This is a genomic window from Nonomuraea spiralis (genome assembly GCF_014648435.1).
GTDB classification, from domain to species: Bacteria; Actinomycetota; Actinomycetes; order Streptosporangiales; family Streptosporangiaceae; genus Nonomuraea; species Nonomuraea spiralis.
This window is the reverse complement of the sequence record NZ_BMRC01000010.1, coordinates 240,318-264,186: the sequence shown is the minus strand read 5'-3', so window position 1 is coordinate 264,186 and position 23,869 is coordinate 240,318. Positions and strand designations below refer to the sequence as shown.

General features: G+C 70.9%; 16 protein-coding genes. 8 read left to right on the top strand and 8 right to left on the bottom strand.

Annotation, left to right across the window (positions count from 1 at the left end; all coding sequences use genetic code 11):
• Nucleotides 1-322: 322 nt before the first annotated feature.
• The 3 genes from IEZ27_RS25710 (at nt 323) to IEZ27_RS25700 (ending at nt 3,075) form a co-directional block, all read left to right on the top strand.
• Nucleotides 323-1,327 carry a TerC/Alx family metal homeostasis membrane protein gene (locus IEZ27_RS25710; RefSeq protein ID WP_229824320.1) on the top strand — a complete coding sequence of 335 codons (1,005 nt, stop codon included), beginning with the start codon at nt 323-325 and terminating at the stop codon, nt 1,325-1,327.
• A gap of 102 nt (nt 1,328-1,429) precedes the next feature.
• The gene (locus tag IEZ27_RS25705) at nt 1,430-2,146 is read left to right on the top strand and encodes a GNAT family N-acetyltransferase (protein WP_189649580.1); all 717 of its coding nucleotides are present in this window, start codon (nt 1,430-1,432) and stop codon (nt 2,144-2,146) included.
• Nucleotides 2,143-3,075 (top strand): lysophospholipid acyltransferase family protein, encoded by a 933-nt coding sequence (locus IEZ27_RS25700; protein WP_189649579.1) that lies wholly within the window; start codon nt 2,143-2,145, stop codon nt 3,073-3,075. Before IEZ27_RS25705 ends, IEZ27_RS25700 begins: the two co-directional genes overlap by 4 nt.
• On the opposite strand, the gene IEZ27_RS25695 is transcribed toward IEZ27_RS25700, so the two are convergent.
• The 3 genes from IEZ27_RS25695 to IEZ27_RS25685 are packed head-to-tail and all read right to left on the bottom strand — an operon-like array spanning nt 3,036 to nt 6,194.
• Complete coding sequence (locus IEZ27_RS25695) at nt 3,036-3,920, bottom strand: carbohydrate ABC transporter permease (RefSeq protein WP_189649578.1); 885 nt, start codon at nt 3,918-3,920, stop codon at nt 3,036-3,038. The genes IEZ27_RS25700 and IEZ27_RS25695 overlap by 40 nt on opposite strands.
• 1 nt (nt 3,921) lies before the next feature.
• Complete coding sequence (locus IEZ27_RS25690) at nt 3,922-4,845, bottom strand: carbohydrate ABC transporter permease (RefSeq protein WP_189649577.1); 924 nt, start codon at nt 4,843-4,845, stop codon at nt 3,922-3,924.
• Complete coding sequence (locus IEZ27_RS25685) at nt 4,842-6,194, bottom strand: extracellular solute-binding protein (protein ID WP_229824319.1); 1,353 nt, start codon at nt 6,192-6,194, stop codon at nt 4,842-4,844. The genes IEZ27_RS25690 and IEZ27_RS25685 overlap by 4 nt, the downstream gene beginning before the upstream one ends.
• A 356-nt stretch (nt 6,195-6,550) precedes the next feature.
• Between IEZ27_RS25685 and IEZ27_RS25680 the strand changes: the two genes are divergently transcribed.
• Complete coding sequence (locus tag IEZ27_RS25680) at nt 6,551-8,965, top strand: glycoside hydrolase family 3 N-terminal domain-containing protein (RefSeq protein ID WP_189649576.1); 2,415 nt, start codon at nt 6,551-6,553, stop codon at nt 8,963-8,965.
• Nucleotides 8,952-10,019, top strand: coding sequence for a LacI family DNA-binding transcriptional regulator (locus IEZ27_RS25675; RefSeq protein ID WP_189649575.1), 1,068 nt, complete (start codon nt 8,952-8,954; stop codon nt 10,017-10,019). Before IEZ27_RS25680 ends, IEZ27_RS25675 begins: the two co-directional genes overlap by 14 nt.
• Here IEZ27_RS25675 and IEZ27_RS25670 read toward each other — a convergent pair.
• The 5 genes from IEZ27_RS25670 to IEZ27_RS25650 all read right to left on the bottom strand — a co-directional run bounded on the left by IEZ27_RS25670 (nt 9,964) and on the right by IEZ27_RS25650 (nt 20,099).
• Nucleotides 9,964-11,526, bottom strand: coding sequence for an outer membrane protein assembly factor BamB family protein (locus tag IEZ27_RS25670; protein ID WP_189649574.1), 1,563 nt, complete (start codon nt 11,524-11,526; stop codon nt 9,964-9,966). The two genes, IEZ27_RS25675 and IEZ27_RS25670, sit on opposite strands and share 56 nt — an antisense overlap.
• Nucleotides 11,523-13,112, bottom strand: coding sequence for a carboxylesterase/lipase family protein (locus IEZ27_RS25665; RefSeq protein WP_229824318.1), 1,590 nt, complete (start codon nt 13,110-13,112; stop codon nt 11,523-11,525). Before IEZ27_RS25665 ends, IEZ27_RS25670 begins: the two co-directional genes overlap by 4 nt.
• 125 nt (nt 13,113-13,237) lie before the next feature.
• Nucleotides 13,238-14,575 carry a glycoside hydrolase family protein gene (locus IEZ27_RS25660; RefSeq protein WP_189649573.1) on the bottom strand — a complete coding sequence of 446 codons (1,338 nt, stop codon included), beginning with the start codon at nt 14,573-14,575 and terminating at the stop codon, nt 13,238-13,240.
• Nucleotides 14,576-14,783: 208 nt separating this feature from the next.
• Entirely contained in the window at nt 14,784-16,364 is a 1,581-nt protein-coding gene (locus tag IEZ27_RS25655) for a carbohydrate binding domain-containing protein (protein WP_189649572.1), read from the bottom strand.
• Between the two features lie 165 nt (nt 16,365-16,529).
• A complete protein-coding gene (locus IEZ27_RS25650) occupies nt 16,530-20,099 on the bottom strand; it encodes a galactose-binding domain-containing protein (protein WP_189649571.1) in 3,570 nt (1,189 codons plus the stop codon).
• A gap of 235 nt (nt 20,100-20,334) precedes the next feature.
• Between IEZ27_RS25650 and IEZ27_RS25645 the strand changes: the two genes are divergently transcribed.
• The 3 genes from IEZ27_RS25645 (at nt 20,335) to IEZ27_RS25635 (ending at nt 23,867) form a co-directional block, all read left to right on the top strand.
• Nucleotides 20,335-21,327, top strand: coding sequence for a LacI family DNA-binding transcriptional regulator (locus IEZ27_RS25645; protein ID WP_189649570.1), 993 nt, complete (start codon nt 20,335-20,337; stop codon nt 21,325-21,327).
• Between the two features lie 171 nt (nt 21,328-21,498).
• Nucleotides 21,499-22,875: an ABC transporter substrate-binding protein gene (locus IEZ27_RS25640; RefSeq protein ID WP_189649569.1), complete on the top strand. Its 1,377-nt coding sequence runs from the start codon at nt 21,499-21,501 to the stop codon at nt 22,873-22,875.
• Between the two features lie 71 nt (nt 22,876-22,946).
• Entirely contained in the window at nt 22,947-23,867 is a 921-nt protein-coding gene (locus IEZ27_RS25635; protein WP_125632903.1) for a carbohydrate ABC transporter permease, read from the top strand.
• The last annotated feature ends 2 nt before the right edge of the window (nt 23,868-23,869 follow it).

The following is a 23,869-nucleotide window of genomic DNA, read 5'->3' as shown; positions in this document are numbered from 1 at the left end:
GCTCCCAAATATAAAGGAAAGTTTCCTAACGGTAAATGGCGCAGTCAGCGGGTTTCCCGTCCGGAGTCAGCTTTCCGGCGGGCGCCGGTGCCCGCCTCCGCGCGGACGGCGGCCGGGCCGGTCAGGACCGTCCCGCGCGGTCGTGCTCGCCTTGAGGTGGTGACATGTCGGGACATCGCCTAGGCTGAGCTCGGCGAGGGGAGTACTTCGCAAGCGCCGGCCCGGTCAGTACGGACGTCCCAGACGTCCCCGGGCGGCCGCCCGCGCGACGACGCACGGGCGAAGGAGACCTCGAACGATGACGCGCGTTCGAGGAGGACCCATGCCCATGGGCGTACCGCAGCCTGTCCCAGCCCTGACCACCATCGCCACGCCGACACTCTGGCTGGTCGCGATCGGCGGCCTGGTGCTGCTGCTGGCGCTGGACCTCCTGCTGACCCGCCGCCCGCACGAGGTGCGCATGCGCGAGGCGGCCGGCTGGTCGGTCTTCTACCTGATCCTGCCGGTCATCTTCGGCGGCTATTTGTGGGCCGCCCATGGCGGCGGCGTCGCGGCCGAGTTCTTCACCGGTTTCGTGGTGGAGAAGTCGTTGTCGGTGGACAACCTGTTCGTGTTCATGTTGCTGCTGGCCGCCTTCGCCGTCCCGGCCGCGCTGGCCCGGCAGGTCCTGCTGTACGGCATCGTCGGCGCGCTCGTCCTGCGCGCGGTCTTCATCTGGCTCGGGGCCGCCGCGCTGCAGAGCGGCACGTGGGCGTTCCTGCTGTTCGGCGCGATCCTCATCGTCACCGCGGGCAAGATCCTCAAGGACGTGCTCGGCGGCCACGAGCAGCAGGTGGACATCTCCTCCATGCGCAGCGTGCGGCTGGTGCGCCGCTTCGTGCCCGTCACCGACGGCTATCACGGCGCCCGGCTGACCGTGCGCGAGGGCGGCCGGCTGGCCCTGACGCCGCTGGCCCTGGCCGCCGTCGCCATCCTGGGCACCGACATCGTCTTCGCCGTGGACTCCGTCCCCGCCGTGTACGGCGTGACCGAGGACCCGTTCCTGGTCTTCGCCACCAACGCCTTCGCGCTGATGGGCCTGCGGGCGCTGTACTTCGTGCTCCAGGGCGTCCTGACCAAGCTGCGCCACCTCAACCACGGGCTGAGCGTCATCCTGGCCTTCATCGGGGTCAAGCTCATCCTGCACTGGGCGCACGGCGTCTGGGACTGGGTGCCGCAGATCCCCACGCTCGCCTCGCTCGGCGTGATCGTCGCCGTCCTGACCACGGTCACCCTGACCAGCCTGTACGCCAACCGCCGCGACCGGGACAAGGAGGTCGCGGGGTAGGTTCACCGCTCGGACGCCTGGGTGCCCCCGATGCGAGAGCCGGCCGTCATGTCGGCATGACGACATGGTCGCGAGACGCTTTCAGGGAAGGACCCCGCGCCCATGACGATCTCCCTTGCCACGAACCGGTACACGGTCGGCATGGCCACCAGCCCCGCCGACCTCCAGGCCGCACAGCGGCTCAGGTACGAGGTCTTCGCCGAGGAGATGGGGGCGCGGCTCGACAGCCCGGTCTCCGGCCTCGACGTGGACAGGTTCGACGCCTACTGCGACCACCTGCTGGTCCGCGAGGGCCGGCGGGTGGTGGGCACGTACCGGCTGCTGCCGCCCGGACGCGCCGACCGGCTCTACTCCGACACCGAGTTCGACCTGCGTGCCCTCGCGCCCATCAGGAAGAACCTGGTCGAGGCCGGGCGTGCCACCGTGCACCCGGACCATCGGGACGGCGCGGTGGTCGCGCTGATGTGGGCGGGGATCGCCCGGTACATGGTCGACGGCGGCCACCAGTGGCTGGCCGGCTGCTGCTCGGTGCCGCTCGACGACGGGGGCGCGCTCGCGGCCGGCGTGGCCGGGCGGGTGCCGCTTGGCCCCGAGGAGTACCGGGTCACGCCGCACGTGCCGTGGGCCGGTTCGGGCGCGCCCGGCGCCGACCGGTTCGTGCCGCCCGCGCTGCTGCGCGGTTACCTGCGGCTGGGCGCGTGGGTGTGCGGGCCGCCCGCGCACGACCGGGACTTCGGCACGGCCGACTTCTTCGTGCTGCTCCCGATGGCCCAGGTGAACGCCCGCTACCTGCGCCACTTCCTGGGCGGGACGCCGTGACCGGCGTATGGCTGCGGATGGGGCCGTGCACGCCCGACATGTGCGTGCGGGCCGCGGTCCTCGGCGCGGGGGCGGCGCGCCGTACCCTGCGGCTGCTCGCGGCGGTCCTGGTGGTGCTGGCCGGGGTGCCGGTCGCGCTGACCGCCCGCCACGCCCGCGCAGGCCGGCGGGCCCGGATCACCGGCGCGTGGGCACGCCTGCTCCTGCGCGCCCTCGGCATCCGCCTGGACGTCATCGCCGAGGAACCCGCCGAAGAGGGGGCCGGGCCTTCGGGCGGCTCCGGGGAAGGGGCCGGGGAGGGGGCCGGGGCGCTGGTGGTGGCCAATCACGTGTCGTGGCTGGATCCGCTGGTCATCGCGGCGGCGCTGCCCTCGCGCCCCCTGGCCAAGCGGGAGATCGCCGGCTGGCCGGTCGTCCGCACGCTGGCGGCGGGCTCCGGCGCGCTGTTCATCGACCGGGAACGCCTGTCCGCGCTGCCGTCGGCGGTCGCCACGGTCGCCGGGGCGCTCCGGGCGGGCGACACCGTCGTGGCCTTCCCCGAGGGCACCACGTGGTGCGGGCTCGGGATGGGCGTGTTCCGGCCGGCGGTGTTCCAGGCGGCGATCGACGCGGGCGCCGTCGTACGCCCCGCGACCCTGCGCTACCGCGAGGACGGCCTGACCTCGACCCGGGCGAGCTACGTGGGCGAGGACTCGCTGCTGGCCTCGGTGCTGCGGGTGGCCGCGACCCGGCGGCTGGCCGTCGAGGTGCGGCTGCTGGCTCCCCTGCGCGCCGTCCCGTCGGCCCGCCGGCCCGAGGCGCGCGCCGCCCTGGCCAGAAGCGCCGAGGCCCTGGTACGCGCCGGCATCGAAGCCCCGGACGGCCCTCCCGGACGGGGGAGGACCGCCGTTCACCTGCCGAAGCCCGCGGTCAGCCCGCTGAGGAGCTGACGCCGGCCCACCACGTAGAGGACCAGGATGGGCAGCGTGGTCAGGACGACCGAGGCGAGCACCGCGGGCACGTTCACGCTGTACTGCCCCTGGAACGTCCACAACGCCAGCGGCAGCGTGCGCTTGTCCGGGCTCTGGGTGAGGATCAGCGGCAGCAGGAAGCCGTTCCAGATCGTCAGCGCGTTGTAGATCGTCACCGTGACCACGGCCGGGCGGGTCAGCGGGAAGGTCAGCCGCCAGAGCATGCCCCAGTCGGTGGCGCCGTCCAGCCGCATCGACTCGAACAACTCCTTGGGCACGTCCCTGATGAAGTTCGACAACACCAGCACCGACAGCGGGATCGCGAACGCGATGGAGGGCAGGATCATGCCCAGCAGCGAGTCGTACAGGTGCAGCCGGATGATGATCAGGTAGATCGGGATGATCGTGGCCTGGAGCGGGATCGCCAGCCCCATGAGGAACAACGAGTTCACCCCGCGCAGGAACCGCCCGCCGCCCCGCACGATCGCGTACGCCGCCATGAACGACACCCCGACGGCCGGGATCACCGCGCCGAGGGTGACGAGGAGGCTGTTGAGGAAGTACAGCGCGAAGTCCGACTCCAGCACCAGCCGGTACGCGCCGAGCGTCGGCTCCGCCGGCGGCGCGAGCGGGTTCGAGGCGTAGTAGGAGCTCTGCTCCTTGAAGCTGGTGATGACGATCCAGTAGATCGGGACCACCACGATCGCCAGCCAGAGCCACCCGGCCACCCCGGCCACCCAGTTCCTGCGGGTGGTGGCCGGGCCGCCCGCCCGCGGGGACGCGCCGGCGGCCCGGTGCGCGGGCTTCGTCAGCGTGGTCGCCATGTCAGGCCCCTTCCTGCTGGCTCGCCGAGGCGTCGCGGCCGCCCAGGCGGCGCAGCAGCAGCGCCAGCGCCAGCCCCACGAGGACGAGGATGACGGCGATCGCGCTGGCCGGGCCCATCAGGTTGGCCTGGAACCCCCGCTTGTACATGTCCAGGGCGAGCACCCGCGTCGCGTCGCCGGGACCGCCCGCGGTCAGCACGAAGATCAGGTCGAAGAAGGTCAGCGACCCGACCACCATGAGCGTCGACGACGTGATGATCGTGTACTTGAGCTGCGGCAGCGTGATGCTGAAGAACATGCGTACCCGGCCCGCGCCGTCGAGCTGGGCGGCCTCGTACATCGAGCGCGGGATCTGCCGCACGCCGCCCTGGTAGATCAGCGAGTGGAACGGGATGAACTGCCACGAAACCACGAAGATCACCACGCTGAACGCCAGGACGGGCTCGCCCAGCCAGTCCTGGGCCAGCAGGTCGAGGCCGAGCCCGGCGCCGAGCCCGAAGTTCGGGTCCAGCAGCGCCTTGTAGGTGATGGCGATGGCGGCCGAGCTGAGCAGCAGCGGGATGAAGTAGAACACCGACAACACCGCGCGGTAGCGCTGCTGACCGGCCAGGAACACCCCGAGCAGGATGCTGGCCGGCGTCTGCACCGCCCAGGAGGCGGCCATCACCAGGAACGTCACCCACAGCGCGTGCGGCAGTCCGGGGTCGGACAACACCGCCTGCCAGCTCGACAGGCCGGCGAAGCCGATGTCGCCGAGCCCGTCCCAGGAGGTGAAGCTGAGGACGAGGACGCCGATCAGCGGGAGCACGCCGAAGCCGACGAAGAACAGCAGCGCCGGCACGGCCAGCCAGGCGAGGGAGCCGCGGCCCTCCCGCCGGGCGGCCGGCGGCGCCCCCCGCCCGGCGGGGATCGGGATCACGCTCACTTGCCGATGACCGCGTTCATGTTCGTCTGGAACTGCTGCGGCGAGATGGACAGCTGGAACAGCTTGGCGATGTTGTCCAGGAGCACCTCGGCCGCGGTCGGGCTGAGCGCCTGGTCCCACGACTGGGCGAAGGTCTTGGCGTTGGCGGCGATGCCGTAGACGAACTTCAGGAACTCGGCGTCGGGGGAGGAGGCGAAGGCCGCGTCGGCGCCCTTGGCGATCGGCACGCCGCCCGTGTCGGCCCACTCCTTGACCTCGGTCTGGTCGAGCACGCCGCTGGTGAAGAACTTCTTGGCGATCTCCTTCTGCTCGGGGGTGGCCTTGGCGGAGATCGACAGGTACTGGCCGGGGTTGCCGACGGTGTTGCTCGGGTCGCCCTTGCCGCCGTCCACGGGCGGGAAGTTCATGTAGCCGAGGTGGCCGCCGGGGACGAAGTCGCCGCCGTCGTTCTTCATGCCGCCGTACGTCCAGGCGCCGTGCAGCATCATGGCCGCCTTGCCGGTGTAGAGCAGCGCCTGGTCGGCGTTGGAGTCGGCGGTGATGGAGGAGAAGCCCTTGATGAAGCCGTTCGCCTTGATGAGGTCCTGCATCTTGGTGAGGGCGTCGAGGGCGGCGGGGTTGGACCAGGCGTCCTTCTGGCCGTCGAACACCGCCTGGAACACCTCGGTGCCGCCGATCCGGTCGAACAGGAACTCCAGCCACATCATGTTCGTCCAGCGCGACTGGCCCCCGAGCGCGAACGGCGCGATGCCCTTGGCGTTGATCCTGGGCACGATGTCCATGATCTCGCCCCAGGTCGTGGGCGGCTGCACGCCGACCTTCTCCAGGACCTCCTTGTTGTAGTACAGGACGATCGGCTGCACGGTCTCGCACGGCATCGCGTAGATCTTGCCGTCCACGGTGGCCGCGCCGAAGGAGGAGGGGAACAGCCGGTCCTTGACGGCGGCGTTCTCGGAGAACCAGGACGTCAGGTCCTCGACCTGGCCGGCCTGCACGTAGCTGCGCAGCGTGCCGCCGCCCCAGCCCCAGATCAGCGTGGGGGCCTGGCCGGCGCCGATGGCGGTCTTGATCTTGGTCTTGTAGGCGTCGTTCTGGAACGCCGTGCCCTCGATCTGGGTGTTGGGGTTGGCCTTGTTGAAGCGCTCGATCGCCCGGCGGCGCACACCTTCCTGTGGCTCGACCGACAGGTACCAGTAAGTGGCCTTGGCGCCGCCGCCGCCACCTCCGGTCGCGCCGCCGTCACCCGCCCGGGTGGGGCCGGACGTGCCGCAGGCCGCGAGCGCGGCTCCCAGGGGCAGCCCCATGGAGAGGCTGAGGAAGGTGCGGCGAGAGGTTGACCTGGTCTCCACGCTGATCTCCGTACTCGAATGCCGTGGCCTGGCCGCGGCTCGGTTGTCCTAGGGACGCGTTGGGCCGGCGGTCGGATCGGCAACCCCCCAAATGCCGCTCGTCCACTCGCCGTTGAGTGAACTCGTCGAAACATTTGCGACATGACCGCGCGGCACGTCAATCTAGATTTCGACCATTACCGTGTCAAGACCTCGGGCCGGAAACCGCCTCTGGGCGGGAGCCGGGGCCATGTAGTACTCTCGCGCGGGCATCTGGCTAGCTATTCCATCGCCTTTGCGGCATTGTGCCGGTAGTCGGACCAAGGCTCGAAACATTTCGAAAGTTTGCGGCAGGACCACTTGAAGGAGTGCAGTTCATGACGGCTCTAGATCGGACACCGGCGGCGGGTCGGGTCCTCGGTCCGTGGCTGGACCCGGCGCTTCCCGTGGCCGAGCGGGTCGAGGCCCTCCTTCAGGAGCTGACCCTGGAGGAGAAGGTCGCCCAGCTCGGCAGCCGATGGGTGGGCAACGACATGCGGCACGAGGAGGAGGCCCCCGCCCCCGACCCGGACGGCACCGGCACCCACAACGTCGCCCCGATGCAGGACGTGTTCGCCGCCTCGGGCACGGTCCCCTTGGGAGAGGCCGCCCGGCACGGGCTCGGCCACCTGACCCGAGTGTTCGGAAGTGTCCCGGTGACGGTGGCCGAGGGCGCCGCCGAGGTGGTACGCCTGCAACGCGAGGTCGTCGGCCTGTCCAGGTTCGGCATCCCCGCCCTCGTCCACGAGGAGTGCCTGACCGGTTTCACCACCTATGGCGCGACCGTCTACCCCGCGGCCATCGCCTGGGCCGCCACCTTCGACCCCGAGCTGGTCGAGCGCATGGCCGCGGCCATCGGGCGGGACATGCGCGCCGTGGGCGCCCACCAGGGGCTCTCCCCGGTGCTCGACGTGGTCCGCGACTACCGATGGGGCCGGGTGGAGGAGACGATGGGCGAGGACCCGTACCTCGTCTCGATGCTCGGCGCCGCGTACGTGCGCGGCCTGGAGAGCGCCGGCGTGATCGCCACGCTCAAGCACTTCGCCGGCTACTCGGCCGCGCGGGCCGCCCGCAACCACGGCCCGGTCCCGATGGGCCGCCGCGAGCTGATGGACATGATCCTGCCGCCGTTCGAGGCGGCCATCACCCTCGGCGGCGCCCGCTCGGTGATGAACTCCTACTCCGACGTGGACGGCGTGCCCGCCGCCGTCGACTCCTGGCTGCTGACCGGCCTGCTGCGCGAGGAGTGGGGCTTCACCGGCACCGTCGTGTCCGACTACTGGGCGGTCCCGTTCCTGGCGACCATGCACCAGGTGGCCGCCGACCCCGCCGACGCCGGGGCGCAGGCGCTCACCGCGGGCGTGGACGTCGAGCTGCCCGACACCCTCGGCTTCGGGCGGAACCTGGTGGAACGGGTGCGCGCGGGCGAGCTGCCCGAGTCGCTGATCGACCGCGCGGCACGCCGGCTGCTCACCCAGAAGGTGCAACTCGGGCTGCTCGACCCCGGCTGGACGCCGGAGGGCTCGGTGGCCGGGGCGCAGGACGTCGAGCTGGACTCGGCGGCCAACCGGGCGCTGGCCCGCGAGCTGGCCGAACGCTCGATCGTGCTGCTCGACGCCGGTACCGCGCTGCCGCTGCGCGCCGGCCTGGGCCGGGTCGCCGTGGTCGGGCCGTGCGCCGACGACCCGCGCACGTTCATGGGCTGCTACGCCTTCCCCAACCACGTGCTGCCCCGCCACCCTGGGCTCGGGCTCGGCGTCGAGGCCCCGAGCCTGCTCGACGCGCTGCGCGCCGAGCTGCCCGGAACCGAGATCGTGTACGAGCCGGGGTGCGCGGTGCAGGGCGGCGACCGGACGGGGTTCGCCGCCGCCGCCGAGGCCGCCCGCGGGGCCGACCTGTGCGTCGCGGTCGTGGGCGACCTGGCCGGGCTGTTCGGCCAGGGCACCTCGGGCGAGGGTTGCGACGCCGAGGACCTGCGGCTGCCCGGCGTCCAGGCCGACCTGCTGGCCGAGCTGTTCGCGACGGGCACGCCGGTCGTCGTGGTGGTCGTCTCGGGCCGCCCGTACGCGCTGGGCGAGGTGCACGCCGGGGCCGCCGGGCTGGTCCAGGCGTTCATGCCGGGGGAGGAGGGCGCCGGGGCGATCGCCGGTATACTGAGCGGTCGTGTCCAGCCTGGAGGCAAGCTTCCCGTGCAGATACCCCGCCACCCTGGCGGGCAGCCGGGCACCTACCTGCAGCCACCGCTCGGAGCCGACAGCAAGGGCATCAGCAACCTCGATCCCACCCCGCTGTTCCCCTTCGGGCACGGCCGCTCCTACACCACGTTCGACGTCGGCGACCTGCGCGTCAGCGCCGCCGAGGTGCCGACCGACGGCGAGTTCACCGTCTCGGTCCGCGTCGCCAACACCGGCGGCCGGGCCGGCGACGAGGTCGTGCAGCTCTACCTGCACGACGTCCTCGCCCAGGTCACCAGGCCGGTGAAGCAGCTCACCGGCTTCGCCAGGGTCCGCCTCGAACCCGGCGAGAGCAGGCGGGTCTCCTTCCTGGTGCACACCGACAGGACCGCCTTCACCGGGCGCGACCTGCGGCGCGTCGTGGAGCCGGGGGACATCGAGGTGCTCGTCGGCACGTCCGCCGCCGACCTGCCGTGCCGCGGCGTGGTCCGGCTGACCGGGCCGCTGCGGGCCGCCGGCACCGGCCGGCGGCTGGTCACACCCGTGGAGATGCGAGGAGGAACAGATGCCGGCTCCTAGGCGCGCCACGCTGGCCACCGTCGCGGCCTCGGCCGGCGTGTCCGTCGCCACCGTCTCCAAGGTGCTCAACGGCCGCAGCGACGTGGCCCCGGCGACCCGTTCGCTGGTGCAGTCGCTGCTCCAGCAGCACGACTACGTGCCCGCCACGCCGCGCCGCGCCGAGGCGGGCGGCCCCGCCACGATCGAGGTGCAGTTCGACGACGACCTCAACGCCTACTCCACGGAGATCATCCACGGCGCGATCGAGGCCGGCGACGAGCTCGGGACGTCGGTCGTGGTCAGCATCAGGAAGAGCCACCAGCGCACCGGCGGCTGGGCGCGCGACCTGGTCGCCGCCGGCCGGCGGGCGCTCATCGTGGTGACCAGCGAGCTGACCGGCGCCCAGCTCGGGGCGCTGTCACGGGCCCGGCTGCCGCTGGTGGTGATCGACCCGCTCAACCTGCCGACCACCAGCGTGACCAGCGTCGGCTCGACCAACTTCGCCGGGGGCCTGACCGCCACCCAGCACCTGCTCTCCCTCGGACACCGGCACATCGCCTACATCGGCGGCCCCCCGAACTCGGCCTGCAACCAGGCCCGCCTGCACGGCTACCGGGCGGCCATGGAGGCCTCGGGCGCGCCCGAGCCGCCCGGCTACGTCCGCGCCGCCCACTTCCACTACCAGGACGGCGTGGTCAACGGCGCGAGCGTGCTCGACCTGCCGCAGCCCCCGACCGCGATCTTCGCCGGCTGCGACGAGATCGCGCTCGGGGTCATGGAGGCGGCCAGGTCACGCGGCCTGCGCATCCCCGAGGACCTGAGCGTCGTCGGCTTCGACGACACCCAGATCGCGCGGATGGCCTCGCCGCAGCTGACCACCGTACGCCAGCCGCTGCGCGAGATGGGCCGGGCGGCCCTGCGTACCGCGCTGCGGCTGGCGGCGGGCGAGCGGATCGACTCCCACCACGTCGAGCTGGCAACCGAACTGGTGGTCCGCGGCTCCACCGCCCCGGCGGCCCCTACGGGAGACCGAAGGCCAGGAACACCGACCCGTACGGATTCGGGTACGGCGTGAAGGAGTACCCGGACTGGATGAACATCATGCCGTGCGCCACCACGGCGCCGCCGCCGCCCGAGACGGCCCCGCCGCGCCCGGTCAGGCCGTTGACGCCCGCCACCTCCTGCATGGTGTCGTAGGCCCACACGACCTCGCCGGTGCGCGCCGAGTAGGCCCGCATCTTGCCGTCCATGCTGCCCTCCCACACCAGGCCGGGCGTGCTGGAGACGGCCGGGGTGTGGCCGAGGCGGCAGACGTTCGGGAACTGGGCCGCGCCGCCCGTGGTGCAGCCGTCGGCCGGGTTGGGCGTCTCCCAGAGCAGGTGCCCGGTCGCCGGGTCGAGGGCGAACAGGGTGCCCGGCTGGGCCATGTACGTGGCCACGTACAGGCGTTCGCCGTCGAAGGAGGTGCCCCACTGGACGCCGGACAGGCCGCCGCCGGGCATCGGCTTCGACAGTTGCCGCTGCCACACGATCTTCCCGGTACGGGCGTCGAGCACGTGGTACACGCCCGCCTTCTGCCCGATGCCGATCAGCGCCCGGCCGCCCGCCCTGAACACGTTGGGCGCGGCCCCGAGGTCGAAGTCGAGCGCGGTGCCGTCGGGGAGGTTGGGGCAGAACTCGCGGTCCTCCGGGGTGGGCAGCGAGCACTCCAGCCGCCAGGTGTCCACGTCGGTCATCCGCCGGGTCCAGCGCGGCCGGCCGGTGTCGATGTTCAGCGCGAGCACCGAGTCGTAGTGCCCGGCGCTGCCGGTGTAGTTCTGGCCGGTGCCGACGTACAGGGTGCGGGTGTACGGGTCGATCGCGGGCGAGCTCCACACGCCGCCGCCGGAGGGGGCGTACCGGGGGACGCCGTTGGGCCAGGTCCCGTCCTGGACGGCCTTCGGCACGGTGTTGAAACGCCAGACCGGGCGGCCGGTGTCGGCGTCCAGGGCGTCGAGGTGGCCGCGGAAGGTGCAGCAGGCGTGCTCCTTGCCGAGGATGTTCTCGCCGCTGGAGACGCCGACGTAGACGCGGTCGCCGAAGACCAGGGGCGAGCTGGTGACGATCGCCGTGATGGTGTCGTCCAGCCTGCGGGCCCAGGCCAGGCGGCCGGTGCGCTGGTCGACGGCGTAGAACCAGCCGCGTACGTCGCCGAAGTACACCTTGCCCCTGGCCACGGCCGGGCCGTCCTGGACCTGGGTGCGGCCGGTGCCGACGGTCGTCAGGTCGAACTCCCAGCGGGCGGCGCCGGTGGCGGCGTCCCTGGCGTACAGCTTGCCTTCCGGCGAGCCGAAGTACACCGTGTCGCCCACGACGGCGGGCTGGCTGCGCGGCGTGCCGGCCTCCTTGGGGTAGGCGAAGGCCCACTTCAGGGCCAGGCCGCCGACCGTACGCGGGTTGATCGCCCGCTCGGCCGCGTTGTGCCGCCAGCCGAGCGGGCTCTGCTGCCACATCGGCCAGTCGCCGCCGCCCCCGGACGCCGCCTGCGCGGGCACGGGGCCCACGAGCAGCGCGAGGCAGAGCGCGGTCAACAGACGGATCATGACGTCGCCTCCCTGTTCCAGAACGCGCACTGGTGCTGCCTGGCGATCTCCCGCGTCATCTGGCTGTCACCGGCCGGGGCCAGGGACATGACGGCGGGATCGGTACGGGTGTAGCGGGACCAGAGCGGCGTCCCGTCCGCGGTCGGGTCGCCGGTACGGGCGAAGCCCGTCCACTGGGCGACGAGCTGGGCGCCGAAGGAGCGCTGGTTGGCGTCCATGTCCTTGACGTCGGAGTACAGGAAGGGCACCTCGCTGACGTGGAAGGCGCCGTTCGGCTTGGTCTGGTCGAGGAAGAACAGCGGGGGCGCGTCGGTGTTGTCCACCTGGAAGGCGTACACCGGGAGGTGCGCGGCCAGCCGTTCGTCGTTGAGCAGCGCCGGGCAGACCGAGTTGCTGTCGGCCACGATCGTCCGGTACGCGATGAACGCCGCGGGCGCGGGGAACCTGGCCAGCGGGTAGCGGGCGAAGACCTCGGGGGCGAGGGAGCCGTACTGCTGGCGGACCAGGGTCTCGTACTCGGCCGGGGTGTCGGCGGAGGGGAGCTGGACCTCGTCGCGGCCCACGCCGTGCATGAGGGCCACCTTGTTGACCTTGCCCTTGGCGAACGCCCGCGACGGCGACATGGTCAGGATGCGGCCGTCCACGATGGGCGCGATCGTCCCGCGATCGGGGCCGAGGCCGTCGGAGGACTGGTCGAGCAGCGCCTTGACCGGCTCGGCCCGCAGGCACGCGCCCGGGTCGGCGGCCTGCTCGCAGCCGAGCGCGGCGGCGAACCTGGCGCCCTGCTCCTGCGCCTCGGCCTGCGTGGGCAGGTCGGCCTTGCAGTCCTGCGGCTGCCAGAAGGTGTTCGCGCCGCGCAGCGAGTTGTACTCGCCGCTCTGCACGATCCCCTTCTCGAACAGGCCCTTGGCGGTCGGCGAGGCCGTGTGCGCGCAGACGCTCGAACCGCCCGCGCTGGCCCCGAAGATCGTCACGTTGCCGGGGTCGCCGCCGAAGCGGGCGATGTTGCGCCGCACCCAGCGCAGCGACTCCTGCTGGTCGGACAGAGCGTAGTTGCCGGCGTTCGGGCCGAACGCCCGGTGTGACAGGAACCCGAACACGCCGAGCCGGTAGCCCACGCCGACGTGCACCACGTTCCCGGCCTTGGCCAGGTAGGAGCCGTCGGAGGGGGAGCCGTACCGGAAGCCGCCGCCGTGGAACTCCACCATGACGGGCAGCTTCCGCGCCCCGGCGGGGGCGGCGACGTTGAGCTTCAGGCAGTCCTCGTCCTCGGAGGGGGAGCCGAGCAGCTCCGCCTGCGGGCACGGGCTGCCCCGCCCGGTCGTGGCCAGCACGCCGGTCCACGGCGTGTGCCGGCGCGCGGGCGTCCAGCGCAGTTCGCCGACCGGCGGGGCGGCGTAGGGGATGCCGAGCCAGGAGCGCAGGCCCTCGCCCACGATCCCGCACACCTGGCCCGTGTCGGTGGTGACGGTCGTGTCGGACGCGCAGGCGGGCGCGCTGCGCGGAGCCGCCAGCGAGGGCGGGGTGGTCAGGCCGAGCGCCGCTATCACGACGAGCGCGCTCAGCCCAGGTCGGAGCTTCATCATGCGCAAGTTCCCTCAGCAGATTTACTCGGGATCTTGCGCATCGTGTCAAGGCGAGTCAGCCGGATCAACCGCGGCCGTCATACCGGCCCACCATCACGCCCGTGTGATCACCGGGGCCCGCGTGGCTAGCGGTCGCTCCACCTGATCTCGTACGGCTTGAGCGTCAGCTCCTTGCCGTCCACGGTCGTGGTGACCTGCTTGCCGGCCGTGTTGACCGCGAGGAGCTGCTGCGGCTGGGCCAGCACCCGCACCCGCGCGTCGGAGGAGGTGACCGGCACCAGCTCGGCGCCCGCCGGGAACCACCGGGTGAAGTTGCCCACCAGCTCCCCGGTCGGCATCAGCGCGCCCGTGCGCGGGTCCCACATGCAGGCCCGGCACTCGCCCTCCTTGGCCTGCGGGTTCCAGTACAGCGCGGTGCTCGCCCCGCTCTTGGCGAACTCCATCATCGAGGCGGCCTGCACCGCCAGCCGCTTGGGCTCGTCCCAGGTGGTGCCGTCCTCGGGCACGAAGTACCACTCCGACCACCACACGGGCAGGTCGCCGGTCTTCTCGCGCAGCCACTTGGTGATCGCGCTGAACTTGGCCAGCGCGCCGAACGCGTCCGGCAGCAGCTCGTGGGTCTCGGTGGGGGAGGCGCCGTCCACGACGATGAAGTCGGCGCCCTTCTTGTTCTTGAACCAGTACTCGAAGGCGTCGAGGGCGTGCTGGCTGACCGCGCCCCACGGGCCGCGCAGCTCGGTCTCGCCGTCGCTGTCGCTGTCGAAGCCCAGGTACGGGCCGCCGATCTTGGCGTCCGGCCGGACCGCCTTCACCGCGTCGTACACCTTGTTGTACATCTCGGTGTAGCCCTTGTAGTCCGCGGGTTTCTTGTGGTCGCGCCAGAAGCCCTTGAACTCGTTCCAGACCATGAAGTACTTCACGTCCGGGTACCTGCGGGCCACGGCCGCCGCCAGCTTGGCGAAGTCGTCGAAGCGCTCCGGGTACGGCGCGTCCTCCAGGTGCTCCTTCCAGGCCGACTCCTCCGTCGGGCCCTCGGGGCCGCCCTTCATCCAGTCGGGGGCGCAGCACAGCGTGATGATCCCGGTGCCGCCGGACTCCCGCATGAAGGAGGTGCGGCTGTCGAGGTCCTCCCAGAAGTACTCGCCGCGGCGCGGTTCGGGGTTGAGCGCCCCGAAGCCCATGATGTGCTGGTTCTGCAACATCGGCGTCTCGGACAGCGTCCTGGCGACGTCCTGCTCGAAGCGCGGGCTGATGTTGTTGGCGCTGACGCCGGTGTGGGTGAGGCCCCAGCGCGGCCAGTCGGCGTCCACGGGCGGCGGCTTCTGGATCTTGGTGGTCGGGGTGGCGGGCGAGGATGCCTCGGGCGGCTGGGCCGCGGTGGTCTCCTGGCCGGCCGTGGCGCCGAGCGAGCAGCCCGCGGCGATCATCGCCATCGCGGCGAACCCCATGACCGAGGCGGCCAACCGGCCAGAACGGCGAACCGTCGTTCCCCCGCTAACAGTCGACACCTGAATCCCCACCCGGTCCTCAGCGCTTTTTGCCTTGAGCGTTCCATGCCCCCGCAAACGCGGCAAACCGGCGAGCAGGATTCACAGCCAAGCGTTACCAATGACGAACGCGGCGGCGCTCCCGGCGCCCCTGGCGCGCCGGAAGGCCACCGCGTCCGCGTCCCTAGCGGCCCTGCAGACCTCTGACGTTGTCCCCGAACGTCCAGCCCTTCGAGCCGTCCCAGTTGATCGACCAGGTCATCAGGCCCTTGAGCTGGCCGTTGAAGGCGTTCCAGCCCTGCGACACCAGCGAGGGGGCCATGTATCCGCCGCCGGCGCCGGGCTGCGCGGGCAGGCCGGGCACCTGCTTGTCGTAGGGAACCGTGATCGTGGTGCCCTGGATGGTCAGGCCGTTGTTCAGGCAGGTGGTCTGCACGGTGAAGCCCTGCACGGTGCCGGCGGAGTAGGAGTCGCCGGAGCAGCCGTACATGCTGCCGTTGTAGTACTGCATGTTCAGCCACCACAGGCGGCCGTTGTCGGCGTACTTCTTGATGATCGGCAGGTACGCGCCCCAGATCGAGCCGTACGTCACGCTGCCGCCCGTCACGTACGCCGTCTCCGGCGCCATGGTCAGGCCGAACCCGGCCGGCATCTGGGCGAGCACGCCGTCGATGATCCGGATGAGGTTCGACTGCGAGGCGGAGAGCTGGGTGATGCTCCCGCCGCCGGTCAGGCCGGTCTCGATGTCGATGTCGATGCCGTCGAAGTTGTACTTCTTCAGGATCGGCACGACGGTCGCCACGAACCGGTCGGCGACGGCGCTGGAGCCGAGGTCGATGCCGGCCGCCGCGCCGCCGATGGACATCAGGATCGTCGCGCCCGCGGCCTTGGCCTGGCACATCTCGGCGGGGGTGGCGACCTTGACGGTGGCGTCCATGCCGTCCTCCCACAGCACGGTGCCGTCGGAGCGGATGACGGGGAACGCGGCGTTGATCACGTTGTAGCCGTGCTGCTTGATGCGCGGGTCGGTGATCGGGATCCAGCCGAGCGGCGGGTGCACGCCGTTGATCGCGCCGTCCCAGTTCTCCCAGTAACCCTGGATCACCTTGCCCGCCGGCCGCGGCTTGGTCGGGCAGGTGGTGTCGGTCGGCGTGACCGTCGGCGTGACCGTCGGGGTCACGGTGGGCGTGACGGTCGGCGTCACCGTCGGGGTCACGGTCGGGGTCACGGTCGGGGTGACCGTGGGCGTCACGGTCGGGGTGATCGTGGGGGAGGGGCTGCCGCCGGGGTCGTCGAAGCTGACGTCGTCGGCGTAGTAGGTGCCCTGCCCGTACCAGCCGTGCAGGAAGATGACCGCGGTGTTCTGGTTCGCCGTGGTCGTGAACGACACGGTGAGCTGCGCGTACGCCGAGGCCGACGACGTCCACGAGGAGGAGCCGCCGGTCACGCCGAGGTAGACGTAGCTGCCGCGCACCCACGCGCTCAGCGTGTACGTCGTGCTCGGCCGCACCGACACCGACTGGGTGCACTGCGCGGTGTCGGACCCGCTGGCCGCCGCGGCCAGCGCCTTGGTGCCGGAGTGGACCGGCGTGGACACCACGGACCCCAGCCCGCCGGTGCACGACCAGGGTGACAGGGACCCGGTCTCGAAGTCAGCATTGGTGAGGAGGTTGGCCGCCTGGGCGGAGGTCTGGACGACGAGGACCCCCAATGCCGCCAGGACCGAGGCCAGCAGCACGACGAGGAGACGGCGTGTTCGCTTCATGGTGGACAACCCTTTCGTCGCCCGAGCGCGGGCCCGCGACCAGCGGGTTCATCGGATTATGTAAAGAAACTTTAAAGTTGTCCACGGAGCTTCCATATCACTTGGGTCATATCGCGGACGTGCCGTCCGGGCCCCCGCGGACCCGGACGGCACGTCGGAACGGGCTCAGTTCACGTTGAGCGTGAACGTGCTCGTCGTGTTGCGGATGTCGGTGGCGTTGCCGCTCAGCCGCAGACCGTTGAACGTGGCCGACCCGATCGCCGGGCCTTGGCCGGGCTCGGGCAGCTCGTTGACCCAGATACCGAAGCCCGACTTGGCGTCGAAGGCGTCACCGCTCCTGCGCGCCCCCGAGATCGACACGTTCGTGAAGACCGTGTCGGCGACCGGGTTCAGCGGCGTGCTCGGGCTGGAGTAGCCGGTCTGGAACATGATCCCGCTGTAGGTCGGGTCCACGATGTCCACGTCGTTCACCCGGATCGCGGTGAACTTCTTGGACGAGGAGAAGATCCACAACGCCGGGAACGTCTGCTGTCCCCAGAAGTGCCCGCCGGCGCGTACGAGCGAGATGTTCTCGAACTTCGTCTGCCCCGGGCCGAAGTCCCGCATCGGGATGCCGAAGTCGAGCGAGCTGATCGTGATGCCCGAGTAGACCAGGGTGTCGGCGATGTAGGCGTTGCGGACCGTGTTGTTCTGGCCGCCGTACACCGCGACGCCCGCGGCCCGCCAGGTCAGCAGCGAGGTGATGTTCTCGAAGACGTTGCCCGACTGGTCGGCGTTGACGTTGTCGATCGCCGCGAACAGCGCGAAGCTGTCGTCGCCGGTGGCGCGGGTCTCGACGTCGGTGATTAGGTTGTCCGTGCTGCCGTTGGTGAAGTTCGCGCCGTCGGCGAAGGTGTTCCTGATCCGCGAGTTCTTGATCGTGACATGGTCGACGTTCGTGCCCCAGAACATGCAGATCTGGTGCTCGACCCAGATGTTGTCGATCGTCATGTTCGACACCTTCGACAGGTCGAAGATCTTGCCGGGGCCGTCGATGCGCGAGGTGTAGTTGCCGAAGTGGGCGAACCCGGCGAACGTCGAGCCGTTCGACGACGCCTCGGTGCGCCAGCCGACGTCGGTGCCGTCCTGGCCGGAGGGGGATACGAACCTGGTATACCAGGGGCCCGCGCCGACCACCTTGACGGCCTTGCCGTACACCTGGAACTTGCCCGTCGTCTGGTACGTGCCCGCGGGCAGGTAGACGCCGGTCAGGTTGCTGTCCTGGCGCGCCTTGTCCAGCGCGTTCTGCACGTCCTGCTGGGAGAACCCGGCCGGTACGGCGTAGTGCGCGGGGTCGGGGTTCCCGGCCGGCGAGACCTGCTCCAGGCTGACGAAGTCGACGGCGTACGTGGTGGTGTTGGCCGGGTCCTTCTGCAGCCTGATCCTGCTGCCCTTCGGGACGGTGGCGTCGAGCATGACGTTGGCCTCGTCGTAGATGTGCCGGGCCGGGCCGGCGCCGGGCGAGTTGCCGGGGCTGGCCTCCGCGCCGTACAGCCAGGCGTACTTCGAGGTCAGGTCGATGGCCTTGTGGAAGGCGCCGTTGACGTAGATGTTCAGGGTCGAGTTCGTCCCGCCGCCGCCCGGCGCGTCCGGGATGGAGAAGCGGGTGACCAGGGTGTTGGTGTCGGCCTTGGTGGTCCACTCGACGTAGGAGCCGTTCTGGTTCAGCGTCACCGCGCGGCGGCCCGACGCCTCGCCGGCCACCGTGCCGACGTCCCTGCTCGGGCCGACGACCTGCGCGCCGCCGCCGGTCACGCCGTCCTCGGCCTCGTAGGTGTCGTACGGCATGTTCGCCCCGCGGCCCACGAAGAGCTGCTGGGTGCTGGTGTTGTTGGCCTGCTTGACCGGCAGTTCGTTGGCGTCGTTCGCGATGACGGTCCTGACCGTGTACCTGCCGTTGGCGGCCGTCCACGTGCCCAGGGTGACCGGCGCGGTGGTGGCCCCGGGGGCGATCGCGCCCGTGTGGCTGCCGGTCAGGGTCCTGACGACCGTGCCGGCCTCGTTCGCGACGGTCAGCGTGACGCCGTGCGCGCCGGCGGCCGAGGCGACCGTGCCCTGGTTCCTGATCGCGACCGAGAACGTGACGGTGCTGCCGCCGGCCGGGTTGTCCGGCGTCCAGGACACCGGCGCGGCGACCAGGTCGGAGGTGTCCACCGGCTTGACGACCAGCGGCGACGCGCTGGTGAGGGAGTTGTTGGACTCGTTCTGCTCGATGACGGACCCGGCGTCGTCGGCCTTCGCGCTGACCGGGTAGCTGCCCGCGTCCCTGGTCCCGATGTTCGCGGTCACGGTCGCGGAGGCGCCGGCGGCCAGCGCGCCCACGTTCGCGGTGGCGACCTTGGCGGTGCCGAGGGAGAAGGCGACGTCGGTCGCGGCCGACGCGGCGTTGCCGGCGTTGTTGACCACGGCCGACAGCGTGACCGCGTCGCTCTCCACCGGCGCCTGAGGCGTCCAGGACAGCGAGGTGACGGTCAGGTCGGGGTTCGGCGCGGGCGCGCCGATCACCTGGAGCTCGGCGACCTGCCCCGCCGGGGCCCCGGTGTTGGCCGTGAACGACAGCCGCACGCCGGCCACCCGCCCGCTGACCGGGACCGTCACCGTGTTGCCCGAGGCCGGGGCGAACGTGTACGGCGCCGAGGCGACCAGGCTCGTGAACCCCGAGGCGCCCTGCTCCCTGCCCAGCACCTGGAACGTCTGGGTACGGGTGCTCCACACCGCCGCCGGATCGAGCTTGACCACGACCGAGGACACGTCGGCGTTCGCGCCGAGCTGGACGGTCAGCGTGTTCGGATAGCTGCCGCCCGCGCCCTCCCAGTACGTCGTCACGCTGTTGTCGTTGGCGTTCGCGGCGACGTAGGTGTGCACGTAGGAGGAGGCGGTGATCGGTTTGCCGGCGGCCAGGTTGGAGCCGGGGCCGCCGCTGCCGGTGCGGGTGACGGTGTTGCTCGCCGGCGACTGGTTGCCCGCCGCGTCCCTGGCCTTGACGTAGTAGGCGACGGTGAGCGTGCCGGGCTGGTTGTCGGTGTAGGTCAGCACGTTCCCGGCGACGCTGCCGCGCAGGGTGTTGTTGGCGTAGACGTCGTAGCCGGTCACGCCGACGTTGTCGGTGGCGGCAGTCCAGGTCAGCCTGATCTGGCCGCTCGCGGGCTCGGTGTAGGCCAGGCCGCCGGGCGCGGTCGGCGCCTGGGTGTCGCCGGAGCCGGGGCCGTACACCTCGAACTCCGAGAGCTGGCCGGCAGGCCAGCCGGTGTTGGCGGTGACGGTCACCCGGATGTACCGGACGGTCGCCGCGGTGAAGGTGATCGTGGCCGCCGGGGCGAACGTGCGGGCGGCCGAGGCCGAGAGCGTGGTGAGCGGCGGGTTGACGGTGCCGCCCTGCACCGTCAGCGTCTGTGTCCTGGACTCCCACGTGGAGGGGAGCTTCAGGACCAGCTCGTTCACGCTGACGGCCGAGCCGAGGTCCACCTGGATCCACTGGGGGAAGGCGTTGTTGGCGCTCTCCCAGTAGGTGGCCTGGTTGCCGTCGGTGGCGTTGCCGCCGCCGTACACGTCGGTGGTGCTGCTGACGGTGACCGGCTTGCCGGCCGCCAGGTTCGGGCCCGCGGCCGCGGCCGGCGGGGCGCTCCAGCCGATCACGGCCAGGGCGACGGCGATGGCCGCCGCGAGCGGTCGTAAGAGGGATGGCTTGCGCTTCATGGGGGGTGTCGCCTCTCGTCGGGCTGGGAGGGTTGCCCGCACCTTAAGTTGACACTTAGAAATCCGCAATGTTTCTACTAAGTTTCGCAAATAATCGACTGTCATGCGATATCCCGCTTGTTGCGAAGGAGCCAGGTCACAAGCCCTGCGTGCGCCGCAGATCGCGCAGAGCTCTCCTGCAAGGCTGGCCGCAAGCTGTTGCAAGTGTTTGCGGATCTGGTCGTATAGTTTGCGCATGACCCGACGACTCGGAGACGTGGCCAAGAAGGTCGGCATGAGCGAGGCGACCGTGAGCCGGGTGCTCAACGGCAAGCCCGGCGTGTCGGAGGCCACCAGGGAGGCCGTGCTGACGGCGCTCGACGTCCTCGGGTACGAGCGCCCGACCCGGCTCCGCGGCGACCGCGCCCGGCTGGTCGGCCTGGTGCTCCCCGAGCTGCAGAACCCGATCTTCCCCGCGTTCGCCGAGGTCGTCGGCGGCGCCCTGGCCCAGCAGGGGTTCACCTCCGTGTTGTGCACGCGCACGGTGGGCGGGGTCAGCGAGGCCGACTACGTGAGCCTCCTGCTGTCCCAGCAGGTCTCCGGCGTGGTCTTCGCCGGCGGCCACTACGCCCAGGCCGACGCCTCCCACGAGCACTACGAGCTGCTCTACGAGCGCGGGCTGCCCACCGTCCTGGTCAACGCCGCCGTCGAGCACCTGGGCTTCCCGCAGGTGTCGGCCGACGACGTGGTGGCCGCCGAGATCGCGCTCGGCCACCTGCGCAGCCTCGGCCACGAACGGGTGGGCCTGGTGCTCGGGCCGCGCGACCACGTGCCGTCCAGGCGCAAGCTCGCCGCTGTGGCGGGGGTGGTCGATCCCGGCCTGGTCGAGCACAGCATGTACTCGCTGGAGGGCGGTCACGCCGCGGCCGCCAGGCTGGTCGCGAAGGGCGTCACCGGCATCGTGTGCGCCAGCGACCTCCTCGCGCTCGGCGCCGTACGGGCGGTGCGCCGGGCCGGGAAGTCGGTGCCCGAGGACGTCTCGGTGGTCGGGTTCGACGACTCGGCCCTGATGAACTGCACCGACCCGCCGCTGACCACCGTCCGCCAGCCGATCGACGCCATGGGCCGGGCGGCCGTCGACCTCCTCATCGCCCAGATCGACAAGCACGCGGTGCCCGCGGACGAGCTGCTGTTCGACCCGGAACTGGTGGTCAGAGCCTCGACGGGACGGGTGCGCGGCTCCTCCTGAAGAGCTCTTCCGGTGACCTAGTCGTTATCTTGCAATCCCATGTCGAAACATTGCGGACATCTGAGGGATCTGCCATTGTGAGCGCACAGCGGGGCGCCTCACCGTCCCCTCACCGCCTTGTCGGGAGCGGCATCTCGACCGGCTTCGTCAAGCTTCAGAAGGGTCAGATCGATGAAGAGATCGGACTATCGCAGGACTGTGGGGCTGCTCCTGGCGGCAGGCCTGAGCATGAGCGCCGTGGCCTGCGGCAGTGGCGACGACACCAAGCCCCAGGCGCAGGGCAGCGCTTCGGGTGCCGCGCAGGTGAGCATCACCGTCGCCTGCCAGCCCGCGAAGTCCGCGCCCAAGGAGCGGCAGGCCTGGGACGACGACGTGGCCGCGTTCCAGAAGGCGCACCCCGGCGTGACGGTCAAGAGCACCGACCAGCAGCCCTGCTTCGATCCCAAGACCTTCGGGCCGAAGCTGGCCGGCGGCCAGATGGAGACCGTGTTCGTGGTTCCGGTCACCAACTACGCCGACGTGATCGGCAAGGGCCAGGCCCTCGACATCACGTCGTACACCGGTGAGATCAAGAACTGGAACGACCTGCGCCAGGACGTCCGCGACCTGGTCACCAAGGACGGCAAGGTCTACGGCGTCCCCAACGTCCACTACAGCGTCGGCCTGGTCTACAACCGGGCGCTGTTCACCAAGGCCGGGCTCGACCCCAACACCCCGCCCAAGACCTGGGCCGAGGTGCGCGAGGCGGCCAAGAAGATCGCCGCGCTCGGCGGCGGCGTCATCGGCTACGGCGAGTACTCCGGCGGCAACACCGGCGGCTGGCACTTCAACCAGGCCCTGTACGGCCGCGGCGGCGACATGGTCTCGGCCGACGGCAAGACCGCCGCGTTCAACTCGCCCGAGGGCAAGGCCGTGCTGCAGTTCCTGAAGGACCTGCGCTGGGTGGACAAGAGCACCGGCGCCAAGCTGTTCAACGCCTGGGAGCCCCTCATGCAGGCCATGGGCTCGGGCAAGGTCGGCATGATGCTCGGCGCCCCCGACGTCGTCACCGACGTGGTCAACAAGTTCAAGGGCGCCGCCACCGACTACGGCATCACCGGCTTCCCCGAGGCCAAGGCGTCGCTGAGCGGCGGCGAGGCGTTCTTCGTCAACCCCAAGGCCACGCCCGAGCAGGTCAAGGCCGGTCTGGCCTGGGTGGACTTCCGCTTCAACACCGTCGACAAGGGCCGCTTCGACTTCGCCCGCGGCAAGTCGCTCGGCAACCCGGTCGGCGTGCCCGACAACGACGTCTACGGCGCCTCGGCCACCGGCAAGGCCCTCCAGGAGTCCCGCAAGGCCAGCGCCACCCTGCCGGTCGAGAACTACCAGCCGTACGTGGACGCCTCGGCCACCATCCCGCCGAAGATGGAGCCGCCGCACGCCCAGGAGCTCTACGCCATCCTCGACGTGGCCATGTCCGCCGTGCTGAGCCGCGAGGACGCCAATGTGGACCAGCTCCTCGCGGACGCCGAGACCAAGGCGAACGCCATGCTGGCCAGCAAGGGCTGAGCGGAACGTGAGACCGGGGCGCCGCGCCCGCCGGCGCCCCGGTACGTCGAGTCGGTGATCGGAGACACCCCATGAGCATTGCGACCGCCGGAACCGCGCGACGGCCGAGGCCGCCCTCGCCGCTGCGCCGGGCGCTGCGGAGGAACCTGACGGCCTACGGGTTCATGGTCGGGGCGCTGTTCTGCTTCGTCCTGTTCTCCTGGTATCCCATTGTCCAGGAGTTCATCCTCAGCTTCCAGAAGACCGACCTGGTCAACGAGCCCGAGTGGGTCGGCCTGGAGAACTTCAGGACGGCCTTCGCCGACCCGGCGTTCGGCCCCGCGTGGCTGAACACGCTCACGTTCACGGTCCTCGCGCTGCTGCTCGGCTACGGCCTGCCGTTCGCGGTGGCGATCCTGCTGAACGAGCTCCGCCACTGCCGGGCCTACCTGCGGTTCGTCGTCTACCTGCCGGTCATGTTGCCCCCGGCGGTCGCCGTGCTGCTCTTCCGCTGGTTCTACGACCCCGACGTCGGCCTGTTCAACCAGATCCTCGGCTTCTTCTCGCTGCCCGGCCTCAACTGGATCTACTCCACCGACACCGCGCTGATCTGCCTGGTGCTCGTCTCGACCTGGATGAACATGGGCTCGGCGACCCTGATCTACCTCGCGGCGCTGCAGAACATCTCACCCGACCTCTACGAGGCCGCCGAGCTCGACGGCGCCGGCGTGTGGAAGCGGATCAGGCACATCACGATCCCGCAGACCAAGCTGATCCTGCTGCTCATGCTGATGTTGCAGATCGTCGCGACCATGCAGGTCTTCATCGAGCCGTACCTGCTGACCGGCGGCGGCCCCGAGAACGCCACCGCCACCGTCGCGTTCCTGATGTTCCAGCAGGCGTTCACCTACAGCAACTACGGCGCGGGCGGCGCGCTCGGGATGATGCTCATGGTCGTCCTGCTCGCCTTCGCCGCCGTGCAGCTCCGGCTGACCCGCGAGGAGAAGAGCTGACC

What these genes read in the sequence shown, in the direction of transcription:
- IEZ27_RS25635 (WP_125632903.1), top strand. Translation starts at nt 22,947, where the DNA reads ATGAGCATTGCGACCGCCGGAACCGCGCGACGGCCGAGGCCGCCCTCG.
- IEZ27_RS25655 (WP_189649572.1), bottom strand. Translation starts at nt 16,364, where the DNA reads ATGAAGCGAACACGCCGTCTCCTCGTCGTGCTGCTGGCCTCGGTCCTG.
- IEZ27_RS25680 (WP_189649576.1), top strand. Translation starts at nt 6,551, where the DNA reads ATGACGGCTCTAGATCGGACACCGGCGGCGGGTCGGGTCCTCGGTCCG.
- IEZ27_RS25665 (WP_229824318.1), bottom strand. Translation starts at nt 13,112, where the DNA reads ATGATGAAGCTCCGACCTGGGCTGAGCGCGCTCGTCGTGATAGCGGCG.
- IEZ27_RS25650 (WP_189649571.1), bottom strand. Translation starts at nt 20,099, where the DNA reads ATGAAGCGCAAGCCATCCCTCTTACGACCGCTCGCGGCGGCCATCGCC.
- IEZ27_RS25710 (WP_229824320.1), top strand. Translation starts at nt 323, where the DNA reads ATGCCCATGGGCGTACCGCAGCCTGTCCCAGCCCTGACCACCATCGCC.
- IEZ27_RS25640 (WP_189649569.1), top strand. Translation starts at nt 21,499, where the DNA reads ATGAAGAGATCGGACTATCGCAGGACTGTGGGGCTGCTCCTGGCGGCA.
- IEZ27_RS25645 (WP_189649570.1), top strand. Translation starts at nt 20,335, where the DNA reads ATGACCCGACGACTCGGAGACGTGGCCAAGAAGGTCGGCATGAGCGAG.
- IEZ27_RS25675 (WP_189649575.1), top strand. Translation starts at nt 8,952, where the DNA reads ATGCCGGCTCCTAGGCGCGCCACGCTGGCCACCGTCGCGGCCTCGGCC.
- IEZ27_RS25670 (WP_189649574.1), bottom strand. Translation starts at nt 11,526, where the DNA reads ATGATCCGTCTGTTGACCGCGCTCTGCCTCGCGCTGCTCGTGGGCCCC.
- IEZ27_RS25695 (WP_189649578.1), bottom strand. Translation starts at nt 3,920, where the DNA reads ATGGCGACCACGCTGACGAAGCCCGCGCACCGGGCCGCCGGCGCGTCC.
- IEZ27_RS25705 (WP_189649580.1), top strand. Translation starts at nt 1,430, where the DNA reads ATGACGATCTCCCTTGCCACGAACCGGTACACGGTCGGCATGGCCACC.